18 protein-coding genes and 1 pseudogene are annotated in these 23,407 nt (G+C 65.2%); 7 read left to right on the plus strand and 12 right to left on the minus strand.

All coding sequences use genetic code 11. The features are described 5' to 3' along the window. Window positions 1-180: 180 nt before the first annotated feature. The 6 genes from A5766_RS10660 to glf all read right to left on the minus strand — a co-directional run bounded on the left by A5766_RS10660 (window position 181) and on the right by glf (window position 8,843). Window positions 181-1,197, minus strand: a complete 1,017-nt coding sequence (locus A5766_RS10660; RefSeq protein WP_005206261.1) for an alpha/beta hydrolase — start codon at window positions 1,195-1,197, stop codon at window positions 181-183. Window positions 1,198-1,669: 472 nt separating this feature from the next. Continuing rightward, the gene (gene zomB / locus A5766_RS10665; RefSeq protein ID WP_005206259.1) at window positions 1,670-4,027 is read right to left on the minus strand and encodes a flagellar motor control protein ZomB; all 2,358 of its coding nucleotides are present in this window, start codon (window positions 4,025-4,027) and stop codon (window positions 1,670-1,672) included. Next, window positions 4,017-4,934: a decaprenyl-phosphate phosphoribosyltransferase gene (locus tag A5766_RS10670; protein WP_005206257.1), complete on the minus strand. Its 918-nt coding sequence runs from the start codon at window positions 4,932-4,934 to the stop codon at window positions 4,017-4,019. Before A5766_RS10670 ends, zomB begins: the two co-directional genes overlap by 11 nt. Continuing rightward, window positions 4,931-5,671 carry a phosphatase PAP2 family protein gene (locus A5766_RS10675; protein ID WP_064862158.1) on the minus strand — a complete coding sequence of 247 codons (741 nt, stop codon included), beginning with the start codon at window positions 5,669-5,671 and terminating at the stop codon, window positions 4,931-4,933. Before A5766_RS10675 ends, A5766_RS10670 begins: the two co-directional genes overlap by 4 nt. Beyond that, on the minus strand, window positions 5,652-7,628 hold the full coding sequence (locus A5766_RS10680) for a glycosyltransferase (protein ID WP_231894614.1): 1,977 nt from the start codon (window positions 7,626-7,628) through the stop codon (window positions 5,652-5,654). Before A5766_RS10680 ends, A5766_RS10675 begins: the two co-directional genes overlap by 20 nt. Next, window positions 7,629-8,843, minus strand: coding sequence for a UDP-galactopyranose mutase (gene glf, locus A5766_RS10685; protein WP_064904697.1), 1,215 nt, complete (start codon window positions 8,841-8,843; stop codon window positions 7,629-7,631). A 299-nt stretch (window positions 8,844-9,142) separates the two neighbouring features. Here glf and A5766_RS10690 point away from each other — a divergent pair, with 299 nt between their 5' ends. Together A5766_RS10690 and A5766_RS10695 are read left to right on the plus strand one after the other, a co-directional pair. Further along, a complete protein-coding gene (locus A5766_RS10690; RefSeq protein ID WP_064904699.1) occupies window positions 9,143-9,991 on the plus strand; it encodes a PIG-L deacetylase family protein in 849 nt (282 codons plus the stop codon). Window positions 9,992-10,077: 86 nt separating this feature from the next. After that, the gene (locus tag A5766_RS10695; protein ID WP_064904701.1) at window positions 10,078-10,800 is read left to right on the plus strand and encodes a GAF and ANTAR domain-containing protein; all 723 of its coding nucleotides are present in this window, start codon (window positions 10,078-10,080) and stop codon (window positions 10,798-10,800) included. A gap of 106 nt (window positions 10,801-10,906) precedes the next feature. On the opposite strand, the gene A5766_RS10700 is transcribed toward A5766_RS10695, so the two are convergent. Further along, entirely contained in the window at window positions 10,907-12,481 is a 1,575-nt protein-coding gene (locus A5766_RS10700) for a SpoIID/LytB domain-containing protein (RefSeq protein ID WP_156527441.1), read from the minus strand. Window positions 12,482-12,915: 434 nt separating this feature from the next. Here A5766_RS10700 and A5766_RS10705 point away from each other — a divergent pair, with 434 nt between their 5' ends. Together A5766_RS10705 and A5766_RS10710 are read left to right on the plus strand one after the other, a co-directional pair. Continuing rightward, window positions 12,916-13,503: a peroxidase-related enzyme gene (locus A5766_RS10705; RefSeq protein ID WP_005206242.1), complete on the plus strand. Its 588-nt coding sequence runs from the start codon at window positions 12,916-12,918 to the stop codon at window positions 13,501-13,503. Window positions 13,504-13,578: 75 nt separating this feature from the next. Further along, the gene (locus A5766_RS10710; protein ID WP_005206239.1) at window positions 13,579-14,751 is read left to right on the plus strand and encodes an acyl-CoA dehydrogenase family protein; all 1,173 of its coding nucleotides are present in this window, start codon (window positions 13,579-13,581) and stop codon (window positions 14,749-14,751) included. Window positions 14,752-14,775: 24 nt separating this feature from the next. Here the strand turns inward: A5766_RS10710 and A5766_RS10715 are convergent, their stop codons facing one another. From A5766_RS10715 to A5766_RS10725, 3 genes are read right to left on the minus strand one after another with little or no spacing between them, the layout of a single operon-like run. Then, the gene (locus tag A5766_RS10715) at window positions 14,776-15,651 is read right to left on the minus strand and encodes an HAD family hydrolase (protein WP_005206237.1); all 876 of its coding nucleotides are present in this window, start codon (window positions 15,649-15,651) and stop codon (window positions 14,776-14,778) included. Next, window positions 15,644-16,450 carry a lysophospholipid acyltransferase family protein gene (locus A5766_RS10720; protein WP_005206235.1) on the minus strand — a complete coding sequence of 269 codons (807 nt, stop codon included), beginning with the start codon at window positions 16,448-16,450 and terminating at the stop codon, window positions 15,644-15,646. The genes A5766_RS10715 and A5766_RS10720 overlap by 8 nt, the downstream gene beginning before the upstream one ends. A 56-nt stretch (window positions 16,451-16,506) precedes the next feature. Then, entirely contained in the window at window positions 16,507-17,274 is a 768-nt protein-coding gene (locus tag A5766_RS10725) for a lysophospholipid acyltransferase family protein (protein ID WP_005206233.1), read from the minus strand. A 208-nt stretch (window positions 17,275-17,482) separates the two neighbouring features. Here A5766_RS10725 and A5766_RS10730 point away from each other — a divergent pair, with 208 nt between their 5' ends. From A5766_RS10730 to A5766_RS10740, 3 genes are all read left to right on the plus strand, one after another. Further along, on the plus strand, window positions 17,483-19,126 hold the full coding sequence (locus A5766_RS10730; protein ID WP_005206231.1) for a Rieske 2Fe-2S domain-containing protein: 1,644 nt from the start codon (window positions 17,483-17,485) through the stop codon (window positions 19,124-19,126). A gap of 53 nt (window positions 19,127-19,179) precedes the next feature. Beyond that, on the plus strand, window positions 19,180-19,803 hold the full coding sequence (locus A5766_RS10735) for a TetR/AcrR family transcriptional regulator (RefSeq protein WP_005206229.1): 624 nt from the start codon (window positions 19,180-19,182) through the stop codon (window positions 19,801-19,803). A 196-nt stretch (window positions 19,804-19,999) separates the two neighbouring features. Further along, window positions 20,000-21,373: a lipase family protein gene (locus A5766_RS10740; protein ID WP_085941938.1), complete on the plus strand. Its 1,374-nt coding sequence runs from the start codon at window positions 20,000-20,002 to the stop codon at window positions 21,371-21,373. A gap of 3 nt (window positions 21,374-21,376) precedes the next feature. Here the strand turns inward: A5766_RS10740 and A5766_RS10745 are convergent. Together A5766_RS10745 and A5766_RS10750 are read right to left on the minus strand one after the other, a co-directional pair. Next, window positions 21,377-22,620, minus strand: a pseudogene (locus A5766_RS10745) (lipase family protein). A 116-nt stretch (window positions 22,621-22,736) separates the two neighbouring features. Beyond that, the gene (locus tag A5766_RS10750; RefSeq protein WP_064904703.1) at window positions 22,737-23,405 is read right to left on the minus strand and encodes a hypothetical protein; all 669 of its coding nucleotides are present in this window, start codon (window positions 23,403-23,405) and stop codon (window positions 22,737-22,739) included. Between the last annotated feature and the right edge of the window lie 2 nt (window positions 23,406-23,407).

Here is a 23,407-nt window from a genome sequence, read left to right on the forward strand (position 1 = left end):
CCGATCTCGAACACGTCGCGCAGGAACTCAACGGCCGTCCACGCAAAACGCTCGGCTGGGATACCCCAGCCGAGCGTCTGCGTGATCTAATCACCACCAACTAACAGCAGTGTTGCGCCGACCCCTTGAAACCGCCAAGTCCCGGTCGGGGTCGCTTGTGAGTAAACGCTACTGCTCAGATCAGCGGAAGAAGCCTCGCTGGTAGGCGTTCCACACCATGTCCTGCCAGTAGCCCCACGCGTGGGTGCCGTTGGCGTCGTAGGTCATGAGGTTGATGCCCTGCGTGAACGCGGCGACCTCGAATGCCTTGCGCTGTGCGAGTGCCAGCAGCTCGAGCGTCGAACCCTTGAACAGGTCGTCGAAGACGTTCGGCAGCGCGTTGTAGCGGCCGAAGAGTCCGTTGCCCGATCCGGTGAACACCTTGAGGTGGTGCATCCGGTTGATCAGCATGAACGGGTCGTTGTCGTACCAACGCTGATCCCACGGCGCGCCCCACATGGCGTCGACGTTCCACGGCTTGGGGTCGACGTCGAGCATGGCCAGTCGAAGCATGGTGTGCATGCCCGGAGCGCTCAGGAAGTCGTAGCCCGAGAGCGAGCCTGCCGCGTAGTAGAGATCGGGACGCTTGGCCGCGAGGACGAGCGCCGCGTTACCACCGGACGAGATGCCCATGATGGCGTACTTGCCGCCCTTACCCTTGAAGCCCTTCTGACGCAGAGCCGGCGCGAGGCGGTTCTGGATCACGCACTCCCACATGTAACGACGCTGCTGGCCGTTGAAGTTACTGGGTGCGTTCCAGTTGGTGTAGAAGCTGGCAGGCCCGCCGATCGGCTCGACGACGTTGACGCCGCGGTTGACCAGTTCCTGGACGTTGGTGTTGATCTCCCAGCCCGAGAAGTCGTACTGGGCGCGCATGCCGTCGAGAAGGATCACGGTGCGGGTATTGCCCGGCTTGAACCAGGAGCGCACCTTGACCTTGCCGGGATTCATCGACTTGTTGCCGAACGCCCCGTTGGTCGGCATGCCGCAGGCGTCGATCCACCACTCGCTCTTGCCCGCGGGGGTCCCGTTGATACGTGCATCTGCGGTACCTGCGCCCGTGATGACCGACGCGAGACCCGCGATCGTCATCAGCGCGACCGTCACCGCAACCAATCGGCTGCGCAACCGGAACCCACCGCGCTTACCGGGTGTCATCGCTCCCGACCTCACCGCTACTCCCATCGACCAAACTCTCCTCTGTTACCAGTCCCCATGCGCCCCACAGGACACACCAGGCACCAGATCGTTACGTGCGCGATATCAACCCGACCGGCTTGGCCACCCCTGGACGACGCTCTTGCTCGTCGCTTGCGGCCTCCACACGAACTGTGCGAGACACACCCCCGAGTGCGATGCACCACAGCTTCACGTGCAATGCACAACGATTCGGGAGCCTATTGCATCGTCCAACACACTGACAATCAGTGTGACCGTCGCCACACCCGCCGCCTTACGGCGTCGGCGTGGTGCCGATCGACCAATACCGCTCGGTCTTATCTCTCATCGCTTTATCAGGCTTCGACGTTACCTATCCGATACATAACAGGACAAATCTCTCGCGGCCTCAGACATCCCCATAGCGTTTGACCTGCATAGTTCATCGGTCGGACCGTCGAAAATGTGACGCTCATCTCGGGTGCAGTCGGGGCGGCACCGGCAGTCCGCAGCGCTGGAGTTCGTACTCCGGATTGCGCTGGATGCGGTAGTCGGAGAAGCCGAACGAGGCAGACAGATTCTTCTTGAATCGCGCGTAGGACCAGGTGTCCTTGTACGACTCGATCCGGTCGACGGTCTGCGAGCACGTCAGCGCTTCCTTCGCCTGCGCGACCATGTCCTCGTCGAGGAAGCCCGGCAGCACCGGCCACTTGGGATAGGCGCCCGACTCCGCGATGACCCACTCGGCAGGCAGGTTCTTGTCGTGCCCGATGCGGCCGTCCTCGAGGCGTTCTGTGTGCGCGGCGATCGGGTAGGCGAGTCCCATCTGATCGATCACGCGGACGTCGAGTGGCGCGTTCATACTCGTCATTCCGAGATTGAGGAAGTAGACGGTCGCCTTGCGTTTGTCCTGCGGGGTGTTATCCGGCAGCTTGGCCACGTACCACTCGTCGTAGTTGTTCGACGGCAGGATCACTCCGCCCTGCGTGCGGTACTCGTCGATCCGCTCGACCATGGCGCGCATGCGCGGGTAGTCGAGGTAGTCGGCAGCGGTGACCGGGTTCTCGTTACCCATGTTGGTGACGTAGAACCGACGTTCGTCGACGATGCCGCTGCGTCCGATGTCGATGCCCGCGTTGGGCAGCACCTTCTCGTGGCAGACGATCGCCCACACGAGCGTCGTGATCCACAGTGCCGCCATCACGGTCGCGCCGCCGAGCTGCACCAGCACGCGACGACGTCGATTCCGGTCCTTCGCAGCGTCGACGCCGCGTCCGAATGCCGCGCGGACATCGGCGAGGGCGGGCAGCGAGAGCGGTACGACCATGACCGGGAGCAGGATCGTGAACATCGATGTCAGCAGCACACGGCCGTGCATGAAGTCGCCGCCCTGGCGCAGCCAGTAGACGCCGTCGATCAGTCCCGCGACCACGATGGCAACGGTGACGGTCGTCGGCGTCTGGAGGTTGCGCGACCAGCGCGACAGCCGCTCGCGCACCGTCGGGCGTTCTTTCTCCTTCGACGACGCCTCGACGCCCGAGTCGTCGCGTGTGCGCGCGCTGTTCATCCGGGTGCCGATGACGATCAAGACCCCTGCGACGACAGCCAGGATGACGGGAAGGACAAGCGTGTAGGGGCCGAAGAGGTTGCCGAGGTAGATGAAGCCCTGATGCCACTTGGAGCCGCTCGCGTCCTTCGCGACAGCAGGGTTGGGCACGAGCAGTGCGTAGTAGCCCATCCGGAAGATCTGGTAGCCCACCGGCAGCACCGCAGCGCACACCACCACACCGACGCGCATCTTCCATGTCAGCGGCGCCAGGAAGACCAACACCAATGCGATCCCGCCGACCACGGTGAGTTCCGGTCGGATCAACGGCGCGAGCCCCGCCCAGAACGCGAGGAACAGCGTCGCCGCGGCTCCTCGGTAACCCGCGGTTCGTCGCGCACCCGCGTTCTGTGGGGCGTCGCCCTCGGCCCGTCTCCGGGACCACGCGATCAGCAGACACCAGAGCACCGCGACCCAGAAGATGCACAGGCCGTTTTCCAGACCACTCGTGGCGAAGTCACGCGCGGGCGGGATCGCGACGTAGACGATCGCACCCAGTGGCAACAGCAACGTGATCCCGGTTGCAGCGGGACCGCTGATGCGCGGTCCGAGCAGTCGTGCCGTGCCGTACATCGCGATCGGGATCGCCGACACCGAGAGCACCAACGCGACCCAGAGCGCGACGTACTCGAGCTGGCCGTCGGTGACCCAGGCCCAGAACCACAGCAGGTAGGTCCACGCCGTCGAGGTGTTTGCCTCGACACGCTCGCCGGCATTGAACACCGGGCCGTTGCCCGCGAAGAGGTTTCGCAGGGTGCGCAGCACGATCAGACCGTCGTCGGCGATCCACCGACGCTGCCATGCTCCGATCGCGAAGAATGTTGTGACCCCGATCGCCCCGATCAGGAAACTGACCGTCGCCGTCCACTCACGTGGTCCCCACGACGACAGAAATCTCCGACGCCCCGCTCCCGGCGGATGGCCCGCGGCCGCATCCTCGTCGTCTGCGTCAGCCGTGTCGTCCTCGTCGGCCGCGTCAGCTGTGTCGTCGTCAACCCGGTTATCAGAGCCGACGGCAACGTCGTCGTCAACATCGCCGGGTTCCCCGCCGACTGGACCGGGTTCCTGCTCTGCGGCGCCGGACCCCTTGCCGACGACGGGGATCACCATCGTGACGTCGGTGTCGAAATCGCGGTCATCTGCGGCAGTAGCGTCGGTGCCGGCAGTCTCTCGAAGTCTGTGCCGCCCCGCGCGAGCGGGCTCGTCACGAACGTCAGACGGCATAGACCGCGACACCAACACAGACGATCCATGCCAGCGCCAGGATCTGCAGAATGCGGTCGCCGAAGGCGATCTCTTCGGGTTCGCCCGCGGTACCGCCGTCGACGACGACGGCGTAGCGCAGAATCGCGATGGTGAACGGCACCATCGAGATGGCGTACCACACGTTGGTGTCGTGGCCGGAGTTCTTGTCGAACGCCCACAGGCCGTAGAACGCGACGACGAGCGTGGCCGAGAGCGTCCAGACGAAGCGCAGGTAGCTCGTGGTGTAGTACTGCAACGACTTACGGATCTTGGCGCCGGTGTGCTCGGCGAGCACCAGCTCGGCGTAGCGCTTGCCCGCCGCCATGAACAGCGATCCGAAGGCCATGACCAGCAGGAACCACTGCGACAGTTTGATGTCGGTCGCGGTACCACCGGCGATCGCTCGCAGCAGGAATCCGGACGAGACGATGCAGATGTCGATGACCGGCTGGTTCTTGAGCCCGAAACAGTAGCCGAGCTGGATCACCAGGTACACCGCGATGACCACCGCGGTCTGCCAGTTCGCCGAGTAGGCGATCAGCAGCGATGCAACGCCGAGCACCACTGCCAGCACATACGCGAGCTTGACGGGCACGACGCCCGCGGCGATCGGCCGATACCGCTTGGTCGGGTGGTTGCGATCGGATTCGACGTCGATCGCGTCGTTGATCAGGTAGATGCACGACGACGCGAGACAGAATGCCACGAAGGCGATCCCGGCGCGGCCGAGCACATGTGCGTCGGTGATGCTGCCCGCGGCCAGCGGAGCTGCCAGCACCAGGACGTTCTTCACCCACTGCCGTGGGCGGAGCGCCTTGATCAGGCCGTCGACCCGGTTCTTCGGCGGCCCGACCTTCTTGCCGCTCTCGATGGGCTCCTCGCTCATGCCTCTCCTCGGTTCCTGATCGCCCACGCGGCCGCTGTCCGTGCGGTCTGCCCGGGCACCAGCGCAAGCGCACCGGCTCGGGCCGCCACACGCGCGGTGCGCGTGGCGTGCGGATGCCCTGCAGCCGTCCGTGATGCCTGCTCGAACAGCGTGTCAGCACCGATGACGGCTCCAGCACCCAGCGCGCCGAGTGCGGCTCCCGCGGCGACGTCGCTCGGATAGTGAACCCCGAGCACAAGCCGCGACGTGAGCATAGGTGGCACCAGAAGTGCCGGTAGCAGGTAGGGCGGCAAACCGGCGGCCCGACCGATCAGAATCGACGCCGCGGTGGTCGACGTCGCGTGCGACGACGGAAAGCTCAGCTTGCTCGGCGTCGACACCCCGATACGGATTCTGGGGTCGTGCGGGCGGGGGCGTCGGACGATGCGTTTGATGATCACCGACGCCGCGTGCGTACCGAATGCACCGACTCCGGCCTCGACCCATCGCCGCTGCGCCGTGGCGTCGCCTCGACGACGAGCGGCGGCGTACCCGAGTCCCGAGATGGCCAGCCAACCGAGCGAATGCTCGCCGAAATGCGAGAGGGCCCGCGCTGTCGGGAGCACACCGGGACGGTCGTAGAGCGCATCCTGAATGGCGATCAGCGCGTCGACCTCGCGGCTCTCACCGCGACTGACCGCATCGTTCGACGATTCGTCGCGTTCCGCGACATCCCGATCATTCGATTCCGAAGACACCCGCCCAGCTCTCCTTACTGGTCAAGTCCTGATGGGCGGCGCGGTAGCGCTGCGCCATCTCAGGAAACCTCTCGTTGAGTTCACGCACCAGGGCAGCGGATTCGCGTGCGAGCGCGATCATCTTGTCGCGGTCTCGCTGGCGATACACCACTCCCCGACCGTCGGCCGTGGTGACAGTGACGCCGTCGACCCGTCCGAGCGAGAACCACCGGGCCTCGATCGGCGGGTAGTTGGCTTGCGGCACCTCGTGATGACGAGGGTCTGCGGGGCGCAGGTTGTTGACCACCGACGCCGCGAGCGCCTTGAGCTTGCTCACCGGGTTGGTCGGCACGTTGACACCGAGATGCGTTGCCTCCCCGCTGGTTCGGGGCAGTTCGGTTGCCGAGGGCAACACGACCGCGTCTGGGTACTGCTTGCGCATCTCTGCGATCTTGGGAAGCGCGGTCGGCAACAGGTCGCGGATGTGATCGGGCCCCGCGAGGAAGTCGCGGATCGCTTCGTTCTGAATCGCGACCGTCGAATATTCAAGACTCAGAAGATGTTTGGCCGTCGCCTTGACCATCGACTGGAGAATTCCCTTGATCGGACCGTCGTGGTGGATCGAGGCGACGACGAGCCTGTTGCGCAGGTGGAAGTACGCCTGCCAGTCGATGGCGTCGTCCTTGTCACTCCAGGCCATGTGCCAGATGGCGATTCCCGGGATCGTCGCCGTCGGGTAGCCCGCTTTCGCGGCGCGGAGGGCGTACTCCCAGTCGTCCCACTTGATGAACAACGGCATGGGTAGGCCGATCTGCTCCGCGCACTCGCGCGGGATCATGCACATCCACCAGCCGTTGCCCTCGACGTCGATCCGACGGTGCAGGTTCTTGGAATTCTCCCTGTCGCGCAACGGGTACTGAGCGAAGTCGTGGTCGTACTCGACGAAGGGCGCGGCCGTCCACATGAAGTTGTGGTGATTGATCACCTCACCCATCGAATGCAGGTGACTGCGGTCCTGCAGGTTGAGCATCTGACCGCCAACGAGCATGGGCGACTTGGCAAATCGCGACATCGCGAGCGCGCGCAGGATGGAATCCGGCTCGATTGCGATGTCGTCGTCCATGTAGAGGATGTACGGGCTGTCGGTGAGCCGCAGCGCCTCGTACATGATGCGCGCATAGCCGCCCGAGCCACCGAGGTTGCCCTGGTCGAAGATGTGCAACCGGTCGCCAAGCGCTGCGGAGGCTTCCTCGTAGCCCGGCTCGTCGACCACATTGCGGGTGCCCTGGTCGGGCATCAGCACGGCGTCGATCACCGCGTCCACCAACGGATCCGACGTGAGCGCCGCCAGCGCGTTGACAGCGTCCGTCGGCCGGTTGAACGTCGGGATGCCGACGGTGACGCGCTTGGTGTCCGGACCTGTCGACGCTGCAACCGCCGAATACCAACCCGCCGAGACGATTTCGGTGTCGGTGTCGGTGGTGACGTCGAACCAGATCCATCCGCCGTCTTCGAACGGACCTAGGTCGAGCTCGAATTCGATGACGCCGTAACCGTGTTCGTCGGTGGGCACCAGGTCGCCGCCGATACCGATACGCGAGCCGTCGACCTTGGAGCGGTACAGGTCCACGCGGCACGTGCCGCGGACCTCCACGCGCAGTACGACCGACTTCAGAACCGACCAGCGTCGCCAATACGACGCCGCGAACGCGTTGAAGTACGTCTCGAAGCTGACCTCCGACTCGCCCGCGAGCAACACCGACGTCCGGGTCGGCGCGTGGGCACGACGAGTGTTGTTGTCGGACTCCACCTGATAGAGCGAGCGCACATCGATGGGCTCACCCGGCCGCGGGAAAATGACCCGCTGCAGTAGTTCGACGGCCTTCGACTCGGGAACGCTCGGCGCCGTCGCCGGCTGCGCCCCGGTGGTCTCGATCGTCTCGACAGACGTCGTTTCGTTGGAAACAGTCACACTCATCTACTCCGCCTCCGCCAGCGGCGCACCGTCACTCAGGTGCGGCGCCAGCGTGTTCTCGAACATGGTGAGCGCACTCGCGATCGCCATGTGCATGTCCAGGTATTGGTAGGTGCCCAACCGGCCGCCGAACAACACCTTGGCGTCTGCGGTCTCGGTCTTGGCGAGCTCCCGGTAGGCGGCGAGCTTGTCGCGGTCCTCCGGGGTGTTGATGGGGTAGTACGGCTCGTCGTCGTCGTTGGCGAATCGGCTGAACTCGCGCATGATGACGGTCTTGTCCGTCGGATAGTTCTTGCGCTCGGGGTGGAAGTGGCGGAACTCGTGGATGCGCGTGAACGGAACGTCGGCGTCGTTGTAGTTCATCACCGGGGTGCCCTGGAAGTCGCCGGTTGCCAGCACCTCGGTCTCGAAGTCGAGGGTGCGCCATCCCAGGCGTCCCGCCGAGTAGTCGAAGTACCGGTCGAGCGGGCCGGTGTAGACGACCGGCGCGTCGGGGTTGGCGGCCCGGATCTCGTCGCGGATGGCGAACCAGTCGGTGTCGGTGCGCACCTCGATGCGCTCGTCGGCCGCCATGTTCTCCAGCCACGCGGTGTAGCCGTCGACCGGCAGCCCTTCGTAGGTGTCGTTGAAGTAGCGGTTGTCGAAGGTGTAGCGCACCGGCAGTCGCGTGATGTTCGAAGCGGGCAGATTCTTGGGGTCGGTCTGCCACTGCTTGGCCGTGTAGGCCTTGATGAACGCCTCGTACAGCGGGCGCCCGATCAGGCTGATCGCCTTCTCCTCGAGGTTCTTGGCGTCCTTGGTGTCGATCTCGCTGGACTGCTCGGCGATCAGTTCCCGCGCCTCATCGGGGCTGTAGTACCGGCCGAAGAACTGCGACACCAGCCCCAGTCCCATCGGGAACTGGTACGCCTGGCCGTCGTGCATCGCGAACACCCGGTGCTGATAGCCGGTGAAGTCGGTGAACTGGTTGACGTAGTCCCACACCTTCTTGTTCGACGTGTGGAACAGATGAGCGCCGTATTTGTGCACCTCGATGCCGGTTTCGGGCTCTGCCTCCGAATACGCGTTGCCACCGATGTGCGACCTGCGCTCGACCACCAGGACCCGCTTGTCGAGTTGGGTCGCCGCGCGCTCGGCGATGGTGAGACCGAAGAACCCGGATCCGACGATGATCAGATCAAAGGATGAGTTCGACGCGACGGTGCTATTGGTGGCCACGGGTGTTCAGGGTAACGGACCCGACAAAGTAGTCGTCCACACACGCAGGGGTCGGGGCCGGCCAGGCGCGCGGCGACGACAGACGCGCGAGGTGATCGACACGCGCGAACACGCCGCGACGACGTCGAGAGCGCCGCGTCGAGCTGTGATGTGCGCCGACCACGCAATCGGGGCTGGCCAGGACTCGTATACTCGGTTCATTGGGCTGTAGAGATCGGCTCACCGAAGACTGTGCATCGCAGCTCGTGTTCCGCTGTTTGTGTACTGCGGATTGCGCAACTCCCCGTAGGAGTCCGCCAATGACCTCCCAGCACGTCACTCCACCAATACTGACGCCCACACACGCACACGATTCGTCGCCTGACGTCCCGATTCCGCCTCGCACGCCGATGACCCGCTTCTTTCCCGCGCCGACGCTGAATCAGTCGCCGAAGTCGTTCGGTACCCCCGAACCGGAGTGGCTCACCTGGCTGGCCTCGCAGACCTGGCCACAGGTTGTGTTCGACATCGATCGCCTCGTCGTCGTCGCAGCTCATCCCGACGACGAGATCCTGGGAGCCGGCGGCCTCGTGCACACCGCGGCGTCGCAGGGCATCGAGGTGGTCACGATCTGCGCGTCCGACGGCCACGCGACGCACCCCGGATCGCCCGAGCAATTGGCAAACCGTCGGCATCTCGAACTCGACACCGCGTCGATGCTGCTCGGCCTCGACCTCCCACGATGGGGTGGCCTCCATTCGGGGACGCTCCAGCAGTACCCCGACCGCCTCGACGCGATGATCAGAGACATCCTCGACGCCCGGCCGGGCGCCCGCAACGGCCTGTTGGCCGTGTGGGATCACGACGGCGAGTCCGACCACGAAGCCGTCGGCCAGGCTGCCATGCGTATCGCCAAACCACTTGGTATCCAACTGTGGATGTACCCGATCTGGCTGTGGTACTGGGCACGGCCAGGTGACCTGAACGTGCCGTGGCATCGAGTGCAGACCGTCGGCGTCTCGCCGACCGTGATGGCCGTGAAGAACGCCGCCGCACGCTCCTTCGCGGAGCAGAAGCGCCCGCGCACCCCGGACGACAACCCCCAGCCCGTGCTCGGTAGTTCGATCACATCGCATCTCCTGCGAGGTACGGAGTATGTTTTCGGCTGATAGGTCCAGGCAGTACGTCTGTGCGCAACACCAAATGCGCGCCTGCGACGAAGTGCTGTGTGGATGCTGTGCGGAAGGAGTAACCATTGACTGACCTCACCTCGCGGACAACCGCGCCGACCACATGGACGGGCACCGAGATCGCTGAGAAGAGTTCGGAGATCGCTCGCATTGTCGCGCAACTGCAGTCGAAGAGCACCGACAGCGACATGCTGCTGCGCCTGTTCACCAAGGCCGCCGCCGAGGCGATCGGCTCGGACTACGCCAGCATCACCATCGTCACCGAAGGCCGGATCGAGACGCCGGTGATGATCGGCGAGATCGCGGCACAATCGGACGCGCTTCAACAGGAACTCGGCGAGGGACCGTGCATCCGCTCGGCCACCGACGACACCACGATCTGGATCGACGACATGCGTCGAGAAACGCGTTGGCCGACGTTCTGCGCGGCGGCCGCCGACCTCGGCATCGGGTCGATGGCGTGCTTCTGCCTCTACATCGCGGGCGAAGAACGCGGCGCACTCAACCTGCACAGCACTGTTCCGAACGCCTTCGACGACGAGGCGCGGGCCCTCGGCCAGTTGTTCGCCGCCCACACCGCGACTGCGTTCTCGGCGGTGCGCGAGAAGGAGCAGCTCCGCACGGCGCTCAGTTCACGCGACCTGATCGGCCAGGCCAAGGGCATGCTGATGGAACGGTACCGACTCAGCCCCGACCAGGCGTTCAGCCTCCTCGCGCGGCTCTCCCAGGACTCGAACACCAAACTCGTCGACATCGCCGCCCAGGTCGTCGACGCCGGCCCGGAGTAGTCGGGCCGGGTCGTCGGCTCGGGGGTCGTCGGCTCGGGCGGTTGGCTCGACGCCACAGCGATCGGGCCGCCGCACTGATTGACCGCGGCCGGCCCGACCCGACCGCTCAGCGCAGCCGGTCGGCGCGCGGGAAGCCGAGCACCGGGACGCCGCCGCGCTGCTGGAAGTCGGCCAGGCCCTTGCCCGCGAGCGCGTGGGCGCCGGTCGGCTGGCTGAAGAACATCATGCCCTTCTGGAAGAGCTGCGTGACCCCGGCGCCGTCGGGCGTCAGCGTCGGGACGCCGACCGCCTGGCCGAGCGGCCCGGTGACGCCACCGAGATCGCCGAGCTTGCCGTTGAGCGCGTCGGTCGCGATGCCCAGGAGCTTCGACGACCCGGGCACGAGGTTGTCGGCCAGTCCGGTCAGCGAGTCGGGGATCAGCGAGCCGAGATCAGCAGAACCCAACCCGGCGCCAGCACCCGGCCCCGTCGGCGGGGTCACGATCTTCGGCTTACTCGTCTGGCCCTTCACCGAGAACCACGACGACTTGAGCTGAAGCTTGGTCCGAACGTCCTCGCCGGTCGCCTCGACGGTGCCGCCCGAGCCGGAGACGCGGACCCGCAAGGCGCGACCGTTCTCCGGCCCGAGCCCGTTGGCCTCGATCACCTCGAAACTACGCAGCGCACCGACCCCGAAAGCGGACGCGATGCTCGACCCACTCACGTTGGCAGTCCAATTGTGTTCCGGCGCAATCGAATCGCCCTCGTCGACGACGGCCGGGAAACGTCCACCCGCGGTGTAACCACCGGTCGACGCGGAGAATTCGGTGAACGCGGGCTGGCCGTTCTGCCGCAGGATCTGTCCCGACGTCGCGTCGGCCGCACGGTTGGTGCGCGGGTCCTCACCCGCCACGCCGCCGTACATCTGGGAGTTCTGGGTGTCGTCGATCTTCTTACCGCCCGCGATGGCCGAGAGCGCATAGCTCCGCGCGACGACGGCCTGCGCCTTGAGCGCTTCCATGCCGCCCGAATCGCCCCAGCCGGGAATGCTCTCCTTGGCGATCACACCCTTGACGTAGTCGTCGAGGTTCAGTTTGTTGACCACGCGTCCGCCGTCGAGCCCGAGCGAACCGCGATACGCCGCGTTCGATCCGCAGAACTTCAGCAACTCGTTTCCGGGACGATTGGTGGCCGGGTTGATCGGATCGACGAAGGTCGCGGGCACCGATTGCAGTGCGCCACCGCCGCAGCCGCTGGTGATGGTCGCGGTTCCGCCCGAGATGCTGACCGCCTGCCCCGGCTGCACCTGCACGCGCCCGACGCGTGCACCAGCATCCGCCCGCACGTTGACCGCGGATTGCTTACTGAGTCCGACGGTGATGTCGGGCCGGTCGGCCTTGCTCAGCGTCGTACCGCCGTAGAAGTGCTGGAGGATTTTCGACGACGACCAGCCCTTCTTGGCGTATCCATACGCACCCCACTGGCCCATGCCGCGGCCGTGACCGTGTCCGTGTCCGATGAGAACCACGCCGGCGTCGGCCGCGAGACCGATGTCGGAGCGCGACGAGTAGCCGTCGCCCGCGATGACCCCTCCGACCAGCAGCGCAGGGGCAACGGCGCAGATGACCGCTGATGATGTTCGACGACGTCGACTCCCCGGACGTGCCCGGGAGACGAACGGATTCGACAGTCGGAGTTTCACGGCTGTCCGCACCTCCAGCACGCAGTTGGTCAGGCAATCCCCATCGAGGCCTGTTACAGATGTGACTAATGGGACTAATGTGACCATAGTGATTCTTCTTCCAAATACCAACCTCAGGGCATAACAACCGCGTCACGAGTTGAACAGCCCCCAACGCACCGACCGCCGCGCATCCACCCCGACTGGGCGCTGCATCGTGCCGACTGGGCGTTCCGTACGGCCGACTGGGCGCCTCCTCGCGGCGACTGGGCGCTTCATAAAGCCGACTGGGCATGCCCACATTTCGGATCGTCGCAGTTCTTAACCTGTCGGTCGCTCACGACGCTTCCTATCGTTCGACGCACCACCGCGGCCCGTCCGCCGCACGGCATCACGCAGATCGACGACTCACCGACATCAGAACTGCACCGACTTCCACCTTCAGGGGACACCTCATGACAAACACGCTCGACGCCGCTCCGGAGACCCAGATCTCGCGCCTCACGGTGCCCGAGATCGACGACTTGCCCGACGATCTTCAACGCCAGATCCGTTCCATCGAACGTCAATTGGGCTACATCCCCAACTGGGTGCGCGCTTTCGCGCTCGGTGGCGCACATGCCGCGCGGTTCAACGAGTACATCCTCGGGCTGCTCGACCCCAACGCCGGCCTGCTCCCCTACGCCGATCGTGAACTGATCGCGACCGTCAGTTCCGCCGAAAACGGTTGCTCCTATTGCCGTCTCAACCACGCCGTCAGCCTCGGCGACGCACTCGGCGACAAGAAGCTCGGAACCCGAATCGCCGTCGACTACCGCGAGGTCCGTGAACTCACCGCGCGTCAGCGCACGCTCGCCGACTTCGCGGCCACACTCTCGGTCCGCCCCGGCGAGGTCTCCGACGACGACCTCGACGCCCTGCGCGACCTCGGACTCGACGACGCTGCAATCTACGAGGCGATCCAGGTCGTCGCAGCTTTTGCCGCAGCGAACCGGTTCAGCATCGCGCTGCAGGTACGCCCCGACGACCAGTTCTTCGACTGACACCTCCCCCCAGCACCCCGACAACAAAACCCCACAGCCGAAACTCCACCGCCACAACTCCACAGGGGAAACGCCATGACAGAGACAATAATTCAACCCACCACCACCGAATGGGTGATCCCGGAGGACACCCTCGAACGCTTCCGCGAGCGCGCCGTCACCCACGATCGCGACAACACCTTCTTCGCCGACGACCTCGCCGACCTCTCCGAACTCGGCTACCTGCGCGCCACGCTGCCCGTCGAACGCGGCGGCCTCGGCCTGACGCTGCACCAGCTCAACGCCGAGCAGCGTCGCCTTGCCACGTTCGCGCCGGCCACCGCGCTCGGGATCAACATGCACCTGTACTGGGTCGGTCCGATCACCGATCAACTCGCACAGGGTAATTCGGATGTCTCATGGCTCGCCGACGAAGTCGCCACGGGCAAGGTGATCGCCGCCGGGCACGGCGAACCAGGCAACGACCTCGTCATCGACGATTCGACGACCATCGCGACGCCGGTCGAGGGTGGCTACCGCATCACCGGTCGAAAGATCTTCACCTCGCTGTCACCGGCATGGGATTGGCTCGGCGTGCACGCCCGCGACAACTCCGACCCCGAACACCCAAAGATCGTGCACACCTTCAGTCCTCGCGGAGAAGAAGGCGTCACCACCGTCGAGACCTGGGACACCCTGAGCGTGCGGGCAACAGCAAGCCACGACACGCTGCTCGACAACGTCTTCGTTCCACACGAACGCACCGTCGGCGTCGTCGAACTCGGCGAGCAACCCACCGGATACGTCGCGGGCATCTTCCCGTGGGTGCTTCCAGCGCTCGGCAACATCTACGTCGGAATCGCCCGCCGCGCACTCGATCTCGCCATCGCCTCGGCGACGTCGCGCAGCGCGCTCAGCCTCGACGGGGAGACCGTCGCACACAAGCCGTTCACGCAGTATCACGTCGCGGAGGCCGAGCTGGCACTCGAAGCCGTGACCGGCGCCTTGGACGATCTCACCAAGTCGCTCACCGCCGGTGAAGATCTCGGCGACCGCGCCCTTCTGCGCCTGTTCGCCGCGAAGGAGAACAGCACCCGGGTCGCCCGGCAGGTCACCGATCTTGCACTCGAGATCGCGGGAGCCGGTGCGCTGCATCGTCGTAACGAGTTGGAGCGGCTCTACCGCGACGTACGCGCGGGCAGCTTCCACCCACCGAACTCCGACGCGGTGCGCGCCTTCGTCGGGGCGTTCGCGCTCGGGCTTGCCTGAAACCTCTTGGCTTGCGCGGTGGTTCTAGCCGAACCACCGCGCGAGCACCCGCGCGACGCCGTCCTCGTTGTTGCCGACCGTCACTTCGTCGGCGGCGGCGATCGCAGCCGGATGCGCGTGTCCCATCGCAACTCCGTGCCCGGCCCAGGTGAGCATCTCGACGTCGTTCGGCATGTCACCGAACGCGACGGTGCGCTCGCCGGAAAGTCCTGCAAGATCGATGAGTTTGTCCAGACCCGACGCCTTGTGCGTGTCGGGCACCGAGAGCTCGATCAATCCGTTGTCGGTGGAGAAGGTGACCTGCGCAATGCCGTCGACCTCCGGCAGAAGCCGCCGAGCCATCTCACCGCTGGCCAGATCAGGCTGTCGCACAAGAAGTTTCACCACCGGCTCCGCGTAGACCTCGTCATCGCCGACCTCGATGTGATCGGGGTTCAGCCAGGCGTGCCGGTAGCCGGCCGTCGCCACGAACGGCGGTGTGGCAGCGTCGAATTCCGACGAGCCGACTCGCTCTCCGGCAACCCCGGCGTCGGGTAGACACCGCGCGATCACCTCGCGGAGCACCGCGAGCCGATCCGTCTGCAGCAGCGACGAGTACACGATCTTGTCGTTCGCGACGTCGTAGATGATCGCGCCGTTGGCGCACACCGCATATCGCACGTTGACCGCGGAACCCGGGAATTGGTCGGTGATCTCGGCGATCCAGCGCGGTGGCCTGCCCGTCGCCAGGACGAACTCGGTGCCGGCATCACACGCTGCCCCGAGTACGCCGATCGTGAAGGGCGACACGGTGTTCTGGTCGTCGATCAGAGTTCCGTCGACGTCGCTGGCGATCAGTGTCGGCGGGCCGTCGAATCCGACGGTGCTCTCGCCGGTCGACGCCGCGGATGCGTCACTCACCATTGGCCTTTCGCTCGCGGGCTGCGGCCTTGCGCTCGGCCTCGTCTTTCTCGATGACAGCAGCCTCCTCGGGCGTGGGCGCCGAACCCCCGAGTCGGTGGGGCACCCAGAACTCGCCCTCCGGATGCGACCCGTAGTCATCCTGAACACGCAGGAGCTGCTCGTGCATCACATCTCGTAACCGCGATGTCTCCTGCTCCGAATTGCTCTCGGGCGCAACCGTTATCGGACTGCCGTAGCGCACGCGGACCGGAATCCGACTGCGCCCCATGTCACGTGTGCCGCCCTTGGTCCACTGTCGCTGCGCACCCCAGACAATCGTCGGGATCAACGGCACCCCAGCCTCAGCGGCCATGCGCACCGCACCGGTCTTGAAGTCCTTGAGCTCAAAGCTGCGACTGATCGTCGCCTCCGGATACACCGCGACGATCCGACCCTCTCGCAGCGCCGAGACCGCGCCACGATAAGCCTCAACGCCCTGCGATCGATCAACCGGCACAGAGCGCGTGCGGGTGATCAAGAACCGCATGATGGCGATATCCATCATCTCGGACTTGATCATGAACCGCGTTCGACGCCCCGCCTGATACACGCCGTACGCCGCGGGCAGAAAGTCGACGTAGCTCGTGTGGTTGATCACCAGGACAGCACCACCGTCGGCGGGGATGTTGTCGAGACCGTCGAATCGCAGATCCATCTTCTGCCCGCGGACGATCCCGGTGGCAATCAGTTCGAGAGCACGGAACACCGGCTCCCGACGCGACGAGTCGCCGAACTCACCTCTCGACTCAGAACTCACCTGACCAGCCTATCGGGCAGCCTGCCGACCACCCGAAAGCAACCACCCGGGGGCACCTACTCGGGCGACGACTCGTCACGCGCCGCCCTGCGCGCCTCCCTGGCCGCTTGTTCCTCGGCGTCCAGGCGGTTGGCTTCCTCCAACGTCGGCGCCGACCCTCCCAGTCGTGCGGGCACCCAGAACTCGCCCTTGGGGTGCTCACCGTAGGCGTCCTGTAGTTCGAGCAGTTTCTCGCTCATCGACTTGTGCAGCTGCGCGGTCAAGGTCTCGGGATCGCCGACGGGCTCGATCGGCTCGGCCACGCCGACCATGATCTTGTAGCCGGTGCGGCCGAGTTGCTTGAGGAACCCCTTGGTCCAGACGCGCTGCGCTCCCCAGATCACGGTCGGGAGCAGCGGCGCCCCGGCCTCGAGTGCCATCCGTGCGGCACCGTTCTTGAAGTCCTTGAGCTCGAAGCTCCGGCTGATCGTCGCCTCCGGGTACACCCCGACCAGCTCGCCCTGCTTGAGGTACTCGACCGCCTGGTGATAGCTGTCGGCGCCGTTGGCCCGGTCGACCGGGATGTGCTTGAGCGCTCGCATGATCGGCCCCGAGACCTTGTTGTCGAAGACCTCTTTCTTCGCCATGAACCGCACGTATCGCTTGCCCTGGAGATACGCGGGGATGCCCGCGTAGGTGAAGTCCATGTAGCCCGTGTGATTGAGCGCAACCACGCCCGGCCCGGTCTTGGGGACGTTCTCGACGCCGGAGATCTCGAACTTCAAGCCTTCGGCCAGCCACAACAGTCGCGCGGTTGTGATCACAGAGGCGTACACGGGTTCCATGTGTCGAGCTTAGCCAGTGCCGCAACACCCCACAGCGACTCATCTCCACCCGTGCGCACACGCGAGGGAGTGCGCCCCATCACAGCGATCGAGAACGGTACCGAAGCCCCATGACGCGAGTTGCACGCAGTCGATAGATTGGATGGTCGAGAGCTCCACCGCGCGACCCGTAGAACCTCAGCCCCCGCGCGAACACGAAAGGCCCCACGTGCAGATCACCAGCATCGGACACGCCGGTTTCCACCTCCAGACCAACGCAGGCTCGATCCTCTGCGATCCCTGGACCAATCCGACGTACTTCGCGTCGTGGGTGCCCTTCCCCGACAACTCCGAGCTGGACTGGAAAGCGCTCGGCCAGTGCGACTACCTCTACGTCTCACACCTGCACCTCGACCACTTCGACGAGCGCAACCTGCGCGAGAACATCAGCAAGGACGCGACGGTCCTGCTCCCCGACTACCCGGTCCCCGACCTCAAGCGCGAGCTCGAGAAGCTCGGGTTCACCAAGTTCGTCGAGACAACCGACTCGGTCAAGACCACGGTCAGCGGCCCCAAGGGCGACCTCGACATCATGATCGTCGCGTTGCGCGCGCCCGCCGACGGTCCGATCGGCGACTCCGGCCTCGTCGTCTCCGACGGCGAGACAACAGTGTTCAACATGAACGACTCCCGGCCGATCGACCTCGACGTCATCTTCGAGCAGTTCGGCCACATCGACGTCCACATGCTGCAGTACTCGGGCGCCATCTGGTACCCGATGGTCTACGACATCCCGAAGCGCTCCAAGGCCAACTTCGCCGCGCAGAAGCGTCAGCGCGGCATGGACCGCGCCCGCTCGTACATCGAACAGGTCGGGGCTACGTGGGTCATCCCGTCGGCAGGCCCGCCGATGTTCCTCGACGACGACCTGTTCGAACTGAACGACTTCGGGTCCGGGATCGACGACCCATCACAGAACGCACGCCCGGGCGACGTGACGTCGATCTTCCCCGACCAGGAGACCTTCCTCGAGCAGATGGTCATCCACGGCACCGACGACGGCGAGCATCACCGCGGCCTGATGATGGTGTCGGGTTCGACGGCCCGCTTCACCGGTTCGACGCTCGACGAGGTCAGCCACCCGTACGCCCCGCACGACGTGTTCGGCGAGAACAAGCAGGCGTACCTCGAGCGGATGAAGGAGAAGTTCGCACCGGTCATCGCCGCACAGAAGGAAACGTGGGCGGTCGACGACGGTGAATCGCTCCTCGAGCCTCTCCGCGAATTGTTCGAGCCGATCATGGTGCAGTCGGACCTGATCTGCGACGGCATCGGCTACCCGGTCGGCCTGGTCATCACCCCGGACTTCCACAGCAAAGACGGCGCCGACCACCCGCAGGCACAGACCGTCGTCCTCGACTTCCCCAACCGCATCGTGCGCGAGCCGAAAGACGGAGAAGGCAAGTACCGCTACGGTTTTCGCATCGCACCCGAACTGGTGCGCACGGTGCTGCGCGATCAAGAACCCGACTGGGTCAATACCATCTTCTTGTCGACGCGGTTCACCACGTGGCGCATCGGCGGCTACAACGAGTACCTCTACACCTTCTTCAAATGCCTCACCGACGAGCGGATCGCCTACGCCGACGGCTGGTTCTCCGAAGCGCACGACGACTCGGCGTCGATCGTCAAGGACGGCTGGGAGATTCAGCGCCGCTGCCCGCACCTCAAGGCCGACCTCTCCAAGTTCGGTGTGGTCGAGGGCGAGAAGCTCACCTGCAATCTGCACGGCTGGCAGTGGGACCTTCCGTCGGGGCGCTGCCTGACGTCGAAGGGACACGAGTTGCGCTCCAAGCACATTGACGCGCCGTGACAGTCCTCAGCGTGACAACCCAACCGTGACAAGCGAACCGTGACAACAGAACTGTGACAATCGAACCGGGCCAGCGCACGTACGCCGGACGTCCTGTCGCCGACCGGCTGGCAGAGAGGCGTCGACGCTTTTTCGACGCGGCACTGGGCGAATTCGCCTCCGTCGGCTACGCCAAGTCGTCGGTGACGTCGATCTGCCGAGAAGCGGGTCTGTCGCGTCGACAGTTCTACGAGCTGTTCTCCGACCGCGAGGAACTCCTCGTCGCGCTCTACGACGAGATCCAGGGTGCCGCCCGAGATGCCGTCGCAACGGCGTTGTCGGAGAGCACTTCTCGTGACACGCACGTCTTGGCAACCGCTGCGATGCGCGCCTACATGAGCTCTGTGGGCACCGATCCCCGGCGTGCCGAGGTGTCATTCGCACAGATCGTCGGAGTCAGTCCGCGCGTCGAACAGCACAGACTCGACGGACGCGACGAGTGGGTGTCGTACTTCGTTGCCGCGATGTCGGCCTTCGCGGGAAGGCCCACCGACTCACGCACTGATCAGCTCGGAATCGCCTTCGTCGGCGCACTCACCGCGATCGTGCACCGCTGGAGCCTCTCCCCCGATCCCGAGTCGATCGACGACGTCGTCGAACTCCTCGCCGACGTCCTCCTGGCGTTCGCTGAGATCTGACCCCTCTGACGTTCCGACCAGCCTGTCGAGACCTGACCAACTCCGCGCCGATCTTGTGTGCCACACCACACTGGAGTAGCTTCTCCCCACAGTGAGACGTTGGTGTCTCACTCATTGGCAGCGAGGAGTCATGCAGGTGAGTCGGGGAACAGGTCACGCAGTCATGCGCGTGTGGACGGTCGGGGTTGCGGCACTGATGGCGCTCGGAATGATTGCGGGAGCGTTGATCTCCGGCGCGGGGCAGGCGTCGGCGGTGCCGGTCGCGCCGGCGCTCCCCTTCCCCGTTCCGCCGGCGATCCCCGAGTTCGACAAGAGTTTCTACTCGCCACCCGCGCAGACCGTGGCCACCAAGCATCCCGGTGAACTCATCGCGGCTCGACGGGTCAACCTGGCCGCGCTCTCGATCTTTCCGTTGAACGTCGACAGTTGGCAGTACTCCTTCCGCTCGACCAACACTCGCGGCGAGCCGATCGCCTCCGTCGCCACTGTGCTCAAACCCCGCGGCAAAGCGAAACCCGGTCCGTCCAAGCTGGTCTCGTGGCAGTCGGCCGAGGATTCGACGGCGCAGTACTGCGCGCCGTCGTATGCACTGCAGCAGGCCTCGATTCCGGGAACCCTGACCGGCTCGGTCGATTCCACATTCGAACTGCTCCAGATCACGTCGCTCGTCGCGGCCGGCTACTCGGTGGTGATCCCCGACCATCAGGGACCCGATTCCGCTTTCGCCGCAGGCCCTCTCGCCGGGCGTATCACCCTTGATGCGATTCGGGGTGCACGGAACTTCACGCCGTTGGGCCTCAAGCGCGACCTGCGAGTTGGTCTGATGGGTTACTCCGGTGGTGCCATCGCGACCGGCTGGGCGTCGGAGCTTCACGAGTCCTATGCTCCCGAGCTGCCGATCGTCGGGGCAGCCGAAGGTGGTGTGCCCGCGAACATCCGCGCGCTCGTCGACCTCGCCAACAACAACGCGGCGTCCGGCCTCATCCTCGCCGGGGTGATCGGTGTCAGTCGCGAGTACCCAGAGCTCGCGGCTTTCCTACGCGCACATACCAACCCGCTGGGCAAGGCGCTCATCGAGGGCAAGAATCCGCTGTGCCTCTCCTACCAGGCGGCGCTCGCCCCGTTCCTCAACATCAAGGGACTGATCGACGTCCCCGGTGACCCACTGGACTACCCGGCACCACGAAAAGTGCTGAACGAGTTGAAGATGGGGCGCAACACTCCGACCTTCCCGATGTTCATCTACCAATCGAATCCCGACTGGATAGCCCCGGTCGGTCCGGTCAACACCCTCGTGAAGACCTACTGCGCAACGCCGGGAGCCGACATACAGTACACGCGCGACCACTTCAGCGAGCACATCACGCTGGCCGTCGAGGGCTTCGCTCCTGCAGTCGTCTGGATGGCAGATCGCCTGGACGGCAAGCCCGTTCGACGCGGATGTTCTACGAGCGACCAGGGAACGATGGCACTCAACCCCGACACCTGGCCCGCTTTCGTCAACCTCGTCGGCAACAACCTCGCGGCGCTCGTGGGGCAGCAACTCGGCCGAAACCCGGTGCACCCCTGACCGTCAGCAGCGCGGCGCCGGCCGACCGGCGAACCTGTCGTTGAGGTAGGCCAACGCGTCGCCGGTCCACGGCGCGAGCGCCTCGGCGTGGTCGAGTCCCTGGTACACATGGATCGACGTGGAAAGTCCACGCGCACAGTAGCTTCTGCTCAGCCCGACCACATCGGCGGTGAGCATCACCCCGTCACCTCGACCGTCCTTGTCTCCGACGCCGAGCATCATCGGTGTTCGAGGTGTGCCGAGGGAACCCATCACGTTCGCCTTGATCGCTGCGGGGATACCCGGAACGTCGAGGAGCGAAGGATACTGCGGGAGCAGCAACGACGAATCGGTCAGATTCGGGTACTTGCCGAGGAAGTTGTTGATGCACTCACCACGAATGTCGCCGAGAACCTGAACACCCTTGGGCGACAGGTACTTATCGATACCGATGCCGTACGTCTCGTCGTAGACGCTCATGAGTGCGGGGATCACCGCCGACCACCGCGTGGTCCCGTTCACATAGGCGAGGTTGTGTGCCGGGTTGACCAGCACGCCGCCGGCCGTCGCACCGACCAGGTTCAACTCAGGTGCATACGACGGCGCCAACTCGGCACCGAATCCTGTCGGGATGGACCCGCCCGAGTATCCGTAGAGGCCGACCGGCGTCGAGGCGGGGGCGCGCAGAAACCGTTGTGCCGCACGGATTCCGTCGAGCGCGGCGTGCGCCGATTCCTTGCCGATGGTCCACCGCATGTTGGGACCCTCGTAGTCGGGGACCACCACCGTGTAGCCGGCTGAGACCATCGACGCGATCATCGTGACATCGACCGCACTCGACGACGACTTGCCACCGCGCAGCGTGTACGACGGGTCGCACTGACTGCCGAGCGCGTCGTAGAACTCGTGATACGAGATCATGCGCCGCGGCGTGCCCGGCCTGCTGCCTGGCGGCGAGATGATCGTGGTGACCGTCGACGACGGCGCCCGAAGGCGTCGTTGGTCCGGTACAGCAGTTGCGTGCCCGTCGCGGGCAGGCTGGTGCCGTTCGTGCCGAGCGTCACGACACGAGACGAGATCACCGCACCGGGCCGCAGCCCACCGATCGGCACGCTCGGGGTGTAGAACGGATCGTTCGCAGGCGTAACCGTTGGCGCCGCAGCGGGACTCGCGGCCTGCCCGGTCGACGACTGGGGTGCCGCCGGGGGTGCCGCCGACGCCGAGCCCGCCGAACCCCCCGAGTACCCCAGCAGCGACAAGGACAACACAAGCGCGACGACGACCGCTCGTACGAACACCGACCGTCGACTCACATCTACTCTGCGCACCCGCTCAAACTAGAACAGCGCCACCATCCGCGCAGCGCGATCCACCAAGCCGTCAATCAGACGACGCCCCCGCGGGTCACCTCGAGTGCGCGCTGCTCGATATCGGCGTCGGTGGCCGCGCTCAGGTCGATCGCAGCCACGCCCATAATGCGGTCATAGACTGATTTGTCGTGTTCTGACAACCACTTCGAGAACTGCTCCGCGACGTCGGCCTTGCCCTTCCCGTGGCCGAGGAGAACGAACGAGCGGTCCTTCAGATCGAGCTTGATCGATCCGGACAGTTCCTTGAAGAACGCGTCGAGCTCCTTCTCGTCGTCGCGGCCGGTTGCGCGTTCGACGGTCCGCAGGTGACGCGCGACGGACTGCTTGTCGCGCACCTTCTCGGCGTCGTCGGTGACCTTCACCTCGTCGAGGTCGTAGGACAGAATCCGTGCCCCCTTGGCGTCGACGGTGACCACGGCGAGATCGCCCTCACCTTGGTCTTCGGGCTTGGCAGCCAGCAGGTGGCGAGCGAGCTCGATGTCCTCGATCGACACCCGTCCGTCGTGCGGTCGGTGGAAGACCTCGCGATGCCCGTTGAGCGATACCGACAGGCGGTCGCCGTGCTCCTGCTCGACCTCGTCTGCGACGTCTTCCCACATGTTGATGAACTGCGTCCATTCGATGTCGCGCGGAGCGGGATGTCCGAGGATGGCGTCGCGTGTCTTGCGGTTGTGAGCGTTCACGT

The organism is Gordonia sp. 852002-51296_SCH5728562-b (assembly GCF_001665475.1).
Classification (GTDB): Bacteria; Actinomycetota; Actinomycetes; order Mycobacteriales; family Mycobacteriaceae; genus Gordonia; species Gordonia sputi.